The 6,979-nt window shown below is 69.7% G+C and carries 3 protein-coding genes; 2 read left to right on the plus strand and 1 reads right to left on the minus strand.

Annotated elements, in window-relative coordinates; genetic code table 11:
* Positions 1 to 77 precede the first annotated feature (77 nt).
* Positions 78 to 1,298, plus strand: a complete 1,221-nt coding sequence (locus FNH08_RS40395) for an amidohydrolase family protein (protein WP_152776499.1) — start codon at positions 78 to 80, stop codon at positions 1,296 to 1,298.
* Between the two features lie 33 nt (positions 1,299 to 1,331).
* A complete protein-coding gene (locus FNH08_RS40400) occupies positions 1,332 to 2,153 on the plus strand; it encodes a glycosyltransferase family 2 protein (protein WP_322726252.1) in 822 nt (273 codons plus the stop codon).
* A gap of 105 nt (positions 2,154 to 2,258) precedes the next feature.
* Here FNH08_RS40400 and FNH08_RS40405 read toward each other — a convergent pair whose 3' ends face one another.
* Positions 2,259 to 6,350: an nSTAND1 domain-containing NTPase gene (locus FNH08_RS40405; RefSeq protein WP_322726253.1), complete on the minus strand. Its 4,092-nt coding sequence runs from the start codon at positions 6,348 to 6,350 to the stop codon at positions 2,259 to 2,261.
* Positions 6,351 to 6,979 lie beyond the last annotated feature (629 nt).

Genomic DNA, 6,979 nt, shown 5'->3' on the forward strand with positions numbered 1-6,979 from the left:
CGGTCAAGGTGAGTCACCCCTAACTTAAAACTGACGGAGCGTCAGATACGAGTAGGGGCACAGGGAGGGGTACGGGAATGGTCGGCAAGGACGGTGGTACCAAGGACCTGCCCAGGGTCATCAGCGTGGACGATCACGTGATCGAACCCGCGCACCTCTTCGAGACCTGGCTGCCGGCCAAGTACCGCGACAGGGGCCCCAAACCCCTCACCGCCGGCATCGGCGACCTCCAGTACATCGGCGGAAAGTACCGGTTCACCACCGACCCGGACGGCCAGCTCACCGACTGGTGGGAGTACGAGGGCTACCTCTTCCCGTACAAGCGCATCATCGCGGCCGTAGGTTTCTCCCGCGACGAGATGACCCTCGACGGCATCACCCGCGAGCAGATGCGCCGCGGCTGCTGGGACCCGAAGGCCCGCCTGGAGGACATGGACATCAACCACGTCGAGGCCTCACTGTGCTTCCCGACGTTCCCACGCTTCTGCGGACAGACCTTCGCGGAGGCCAAGGACAAGGAGGTCGGCCTCGCCTGCGTCCGCGCCTACAACGACTGGATGGTCGAGGAGTGGTGCGGCGACAGCGGCGGCCGCCTGATCCCGCTGTGCCTGATCCCTCTCTGGGACATCGACCTGGCCGTCGAGGAGATCCGGCGCAACGCGGCCCGCGGCGTACGGGCGGTGACCTTCAGCGAGATCCCGACGTACCTCGGGCTGCCGTCGATCCACTCCGGCTACTGGGACCCGTTCTTCGCGGCGTGCGAGGAGACCGGGACGGTCGTCAACATGCACATCGGCAGCAGCTCACAGATGCCGGCCGCCTCCCCCGACGCCCCGCCCGCCGTGCAGGCCTCGCTGAGCTTCAACAACGCGATGGCCTCGATGATGGACTTCCTGTTCTCCGGCGTTCTCGTGAAGTTCCCGCGCCTCAAACTGGCGTACAGCGAGGGCCAGATGGGCTGGATCCCGTACGCCCTGGAGCGCGCCGACGACGTCTGGGAGGAGCATCGCGCCTGGGGCGGGGTCAGGGACCTGATTCCGGAGCCGCCGTCGACGTACTACTACCGGCAGATCTTCTGCTGCTTCTTCCGCGACAAGCACGGCATCGAGGCGATCGAGACCGTGGGCGTCGACAACGCGACCTTCGAGACCGACTACCCCCACGTCGACTCGACGTGGCCGGAGACCAAGAAGGTGGCCGCGGAGCACGTGGCCGGTCTCTCCGACGACGTGACGTACAAACTGCTGCGGGGGAACGCCATCAGGATGCTGGACCTGGCCTTCGACAAGGGGAAGTAGGGCCCTTCCCCAACGGAGTTGGATGATGGAGGAGTGAAGAACACCATCTCGGTCGTCACGCCCGTCCACGGCGAGGGAGCGAGGTTCCTCCCGGAGGCGTACGCGTCCCTCCTCTCCCAGGACCTTCCTGACGGTTGGTCATGGGAGTGGTCCGTGCAGGAGGACGGGAGCGACGTCCGGGCCTCCGAGCACCTTCCGGCTCCGGCGGACGATCCGCGCATCCGCGTCTCGGCGTCCCGGCGTGGCGGCCCGCACGTGGCGCGAACCCTGGCGTTCGCCCGGTCGACCGGTGTGTACGTCAAGAACCTGGACGCCGACGACCAGCTCACCGCCGGAGCTCTGGCGCGCGACATCGCCGTGCTGGAGGAACACCCCGCGGTGGGCTGGACCACGTCCCGAGTGGTCGACCTCCTCGAGGACGGCACCACCGTCTCCTTCGAGGGCGATCCAGAACCTGGCCCGCTCCCGCGAGGGAGCGCGTACGGATTCTGGGCCGAGCATCGCCGACCCCCGATTCATCCCGCCACGCTGTGTGTCCGGCGCCCTCTCCTGGCGCTGCTCGGCGGATGGATGGCCCTGCCGGCCTCCGGTGACACGGGCCTTCTGCTCGGACTCGACGCTCTGGCGGACGGATGGTTCATCGGGGACACCGGCCTCATGTACCGCAAGCACCCGGGGCAGATCACGACGCACCCGCATCACGCGGCAGGGGCGGAATGGGAAGCCCGGATGTCGCTGATCGAGGAGCGCGCCAACGCCCTCCGCGCCTGGCAGAGCTGGTCACCCCCGGACATACAAGGGCCCGATCGCTGGCGACGGGGGATGCACCAGCGATCGGGCTGTGACCAAGCCTAACAAGGCTGCTGGTCCCACGGGAGCCCACTGCTCAGCTGCACCGAGAACTTGTGATCGGGATCACTCGACGGCGTACAGGGGATGGAACAGAAAGCTCCGTCTCCGTTACTGACCGCAGGGGGGCTCGTACGACAGCCGGGGCAGATACTCGTGCCATTTGTCCCGGGTCAGAACGCCCCGCGTGGTCGAGCAAATGTGGCGAATGGCCTCGTCGACGTCCAGATTCCACAGCCGGACGGTGTCGGTTCCGCTCGAAATACCGAGCATGTGACTCTTGGGGCTGAACGACAGGAAGTTGCCCGTCTTGGCGTTCGGGCTCATCGACTGACCGATGGGAGATGCCTCGGCGGGGTCGGTGACGTTCCAGAGCCGGACCGTGTTGTCGTTGCCGCCGCTCGCCAGTGTGTGCCCGTCCGGGTTGTACGTCAGCGACACGACCGCTTCGGTGTGGCCGGTGAGGGGGGAACCCAGCCGGGTCACCTCGGCGGGGTCGGTGACGTTCCAGAGCCGGACCGTGTCGTCGTCGCCGCCGCTGGCCAGCGTGTGGCCGTCCGGACTGTACGCGAGCGCGTTGACGGGGCCGGTGTGCCACTTGAGCGGTGAGCCGATCGATGTCGTGTGCGCGGGATCGGTGACGTTCCACAGCCGGATCGTGCCGTCGGCGCTGCCGCTGGCCAGCGTGTGGCCGTCCGGAGCGAAGGCGAGGGAGTTGATGTAGCCCTTGTGGCCGGTGAGCGGTGCGCCGTACGGAACGGCGTGGGACGGGTCCTTCACGTTCCACAACTGGAAGGTGCGGTCGCTGTAGGCGGTGGCCAGCGTACGGCCGTCCGGGCTGTACGCCAGTGAGTCGGGGCCCATGAACCGCGTCCGGAGCGTGATGGGCCGCCCGAGGGAGACCGGCCGGGTCGGGTCGGCGACGTTCCACAGGTACACCGTCCGGCTTCCCGTGAGCACCGCGAGGGTGCGGCCGTCGGGGGAGAACACCATCTCCTGGCCGCCTTCCGCCCGCATGAACGGTCTGCTCAGCGGGACGGGCCGGCCGGGAGACCATACGTTCCACAGCCGGACCCCGCCGTCGCGCGCGGCCGTGGCGAGCACCCGCCCGTCCGGACGGAACTCCCCGCTCCGGCCGATCATGTCCGACGCCGGGATCGACCACAGACGGACCTTGCTGTCACCGCTCCCCGTGGCGAGGGTCCGGCCGTCGGGACTGAAGCCCAGGGCGTACATCTCGCCGCTGCTGCCCGCGAGCGGCTCGCCGACCTGCGAGGGGTACTGCGGATCGCTCACGTTCCACAGGCTCGCCGTACTGTCCGCGCTGGCGGCGGCGAGCTGTTCTCCGTCCGGGCTGAAGGCCACGGACCAGATGGGGCCGGTGTGGCCGGTGAGGGGTGAGCCGATCGGTGTGGCGTGGTCCGGGTCGGCCACGTCCCACAGCCGGACGGTGTCGTCCGCGCTGCCACTGGCGAGGGTGCGGCCGTCGGGGCTGAAGGCGACCGAGTGGACCAGGTCCGTGTGGCCGGTGAGGGGGGAGCCGATCGGTGACGCGTGCGCGGGGTCGGTCACGTTCCACAGGCGGATGGTGTCGTCGTCGCCGCCTGCCGCGAGCGTGCGCCCGTCGGGGCTGAACGCGACGGAGCGTACGGCGGCGGTGTGGCCGGTCAACGTGTCGAGCGCCTTCGGGCGGCCCGGGTCGGCCACGTCCCACAGGCGCACGGTGTGGTCCTCGCCGACGGAGGCCAGGGCGCGTCCGTCCGGGCTGAAGGCGACCAGGTAGATCGTGCCCTTGTGGCCGGTCAGGGGCTTGCCCACTTGCTTGGGGCGGCCTGGGTCCCGCACGTTCCACAGCCGTATCGTGCCGTCGTCGCCCGCGCTGGCGAGGGTACGGCCGTTCGGGCTGAAGACCGCGCTGCTCACCCAGCTCGTGTGGCCGGTGAGCGGCTTGCCCAGCTGCTTGGGGCGGCCCCGGTCGCTCACGTCCCACAGGCGGACGGTTCGGTCGTAGCTGGCGGTGGCGAGGGTCCTGCCGTTCGGGCTGAACGAGGTGAGGTAGACGGCGCCGGTGTGGCCGAGCAGGGGCGTGGCCAGAGGCGCGTTCACGATCGAGATCAGCCGGTTGCCCGCGTCCTCGTCGTCCGGGCGCAGACGGTGTGCCACCAGGTCGAGCTGGGCGGACAGCGACGGATCCGTGTACTGGACGCGGTCGGCCTCGGCGACCACCTGCGCGAACACCGCGTCGTTGCGCTGCTGCCACGCGACGACCGCCGCACCGACGGCCAGGACCGCCAGGGCGACCAGGGCCGACACCGCGCTCCGTCTGATCCACACGGTGCGCCGGCGCAGCCTGACCGAGGCGGCCAGGAACTCCACCGCGCTCCGGGTCAGATAGGCGGTACTGGCATCCACGGCGGACTTCGCCCAGGTGTGGGCCTGCTCCAGCCGCGAACCCCGGTACAGCAGCGACGAGTCGCGGTTCGCGCCCTCCCAGGCCCGGCCGTCCTCCTCCAGCCGCTGCCGCAGCAGGTTGCCGCCCCGGTCCTCGTCGATCCAGTCGCGCAGCCGTGGCCAGGCGTGGAGCAGCGCCTCGTGGGTGATCTCCACGGTCTCCGCGTCGAGGGTCACCAGCCGGGCCTGCACCAGCGCTTCGAGCGACTCCTCCGTCTTGTTGGGATCTGTCGACTCCTGCGCGAGTTGGCGCCGTGTCCCCCGCCTGCGGGTGGCCTGGGTGTCCTCGCCCAGCCGCACCAGCCTGAGCAGGAGCAGCCGCGCGGCCGTACGTGCCGCCGGGTCGAGATCGGACCAGGCCCGCTCGGCGGTCGCCGCCACCGCCCCCTGGATACCGCCCGCCGCGCGGTAGCCCGCCAGCGTCAGTCGTCCCGCCTTCCGCCGCTGCCAGGTGGCGAGCAGGGCGTGGGAGAGCAGCGGCAGTACCCCCGCGTCGTGTGTCCCGCGGGGGCCGTCGGCGCTCACCTCCCGCACGATCAGCTCCGCCAGCCCGGGTTCCAGCTCCAGCCCCACGGCCTTGGCCGGCCCGGTCACCGCCTCGCGCAACTCCGCGGTGGTCAACGGCCCGAGCACCATGTGCCGGTGCTGGAGCGCGTCGGCCAACTCCGGGTATCTGAGGCACTGCTCGTAGAAGTCGGCGCGAATTCCGAGGACCACGCGGACGGGGGCTGCCGTGGCTGGTTCATTTGATTCGACCGGATTGCCTGACTCATCCGGCTCGTCCGGTTCCTCGGGCGTGCACGCCGCGTGGAGGATCTGGATGAAGGTGCGCCGGCTCGCCTCGTCGGAGCAGAGGGTGAACAGCTCCTCGAACTGGTCCACGATGACGACCGGACGGGCGGCGGAGGGCTGGGCGGCGGAGTCGGCCTCGCGGCGCGCCCACGCGGTGACGAATTTCCGTACAGAACGGGCGAATTGAAGGGTGCCGGGCTGTGGTGCCGCGGAAGGCCCCGACGCGGAGACGAGGTGGGCGAGTTCAGGGATCCGGAGGGTCAACTCCCCCAGAGGATCGGCTCCCGGTACGAGTTGGAGGACCTCCCTGGCCCGGCTGTCCTCCTCCGTCGCCCCGCTCTGCAGCGCGGGCACCAGCCCGGCGTTCAGCAGGGACGACTTCCCCGCCCCCGAGGCACCGACGAGCATGACCAGGCCACCCGGTTCCTCCGCCGCGCGGAGCTGGGCGGCGAGGGCGTTGGTGCTCCGCTCCCGGCCGAAGAACCACCGGGCGTCCTGTTGACGGTACGAAGCCAGCCCCCGGTAGGGGCACACGGCCCCGGCAACGGCGGGAGTCTCGGCCGGAGTCCGTTCCTTCGCCCCCGTTTCGGAGGGCGCCGACGCCGCGGAAGGGTCCCCCGCCGGGTCGGCGACCGCGAGCTCCCACAGCCGCTGCCACTGGGTCAGGTCGTACAGGCCCGGGGAGACGGGTGCGGGCTGCGAGCGCCGTGCCTGGGGTATCAGGATGTGCAGTACGGCCGCGAGGGCGGTGAACTGGGCGGGTACGTTCTTGGCCCGTCGCCAGTCACTGATCCGCTGAGCGGACACCCGTACGGGGCGCCCCCGTTCGTCGACCCGCTGAAGTCGTACGACAGCCTCGGACACGCTCTTGAGGGGAGGGTTGCCGGCCTCCTTGTACAGCAACGCGAGACGTTCCGCGAAGGCCGTGCGTGCCCCCGAGCCGGAACCCAAGGTCTCCACTCCCCACTTCCCCTCACTGTTCACGCGGCTGGACATCCGGACCGGAAAACTCACTTTACCCAGCTGACCTGCGGTTAAGTCATCGGACCGGTACCGGAACCTCCTCCGGAGGAGCCACAGCTGGAAGGATCACGTCCCAGGAGCGAACCCAGCGCGCGGCGCCCGAACAGGCCATCAGCTCACGCTCGGAGAGACAACATGACGGGGCATGTTCTCGGCCATCTTCCGCCGGAGTCACGACACGGCGGCGACCGTCTCGTCGCGTGAGCCCAACAGGCCCGTGGAGCCGGTCCCCTGCGGACCGCGATCACGTCGACCACGGGTCCGGCCTGCCGTCGATCCGCACCGCTACGACGCGGATCGACGCCGCCCCACCGTTCGGCACCGGTCCCCACGAGGGGAGGGACCGGCGCCGAACGACGCGGGGGCGGTGATCTTCTTCTCCCACCAGGTCGTACTCCCTGGATGACGCATGCGCTCTCTATGCGCTTGCTCCTCGTCATCGCGGAACCTCTTGACAGACCCCTGCTCTCGGGCGCAGTGTTGCCGACCATCATGCAGAACGCAATATATTGCATATGGCAGGAGGTCTCATGAACACGGCTCACCCCCGCCCCACCCGCACGGAC

Origin of the sequence: Streptomyces spongiae (assembly GCF_009377185.1) — a bacterium.
Lineage (GTDB): Bacteria > Actinomycetota > Actinomycetes > Streptomycetales > Streptomycetaceae > Streptomyces > Streptomyces spongiae.

Bases quoted from the DNA above. Each gene is read 5' to 3' on its own strand.
- FNH08_RS40395 (WP_152776499.1), top strand. From the start codon at position 78: ATGGTCGGCAAGGACGGTGGTACCAAGGACCTGCCCAGGGTCATCAGC.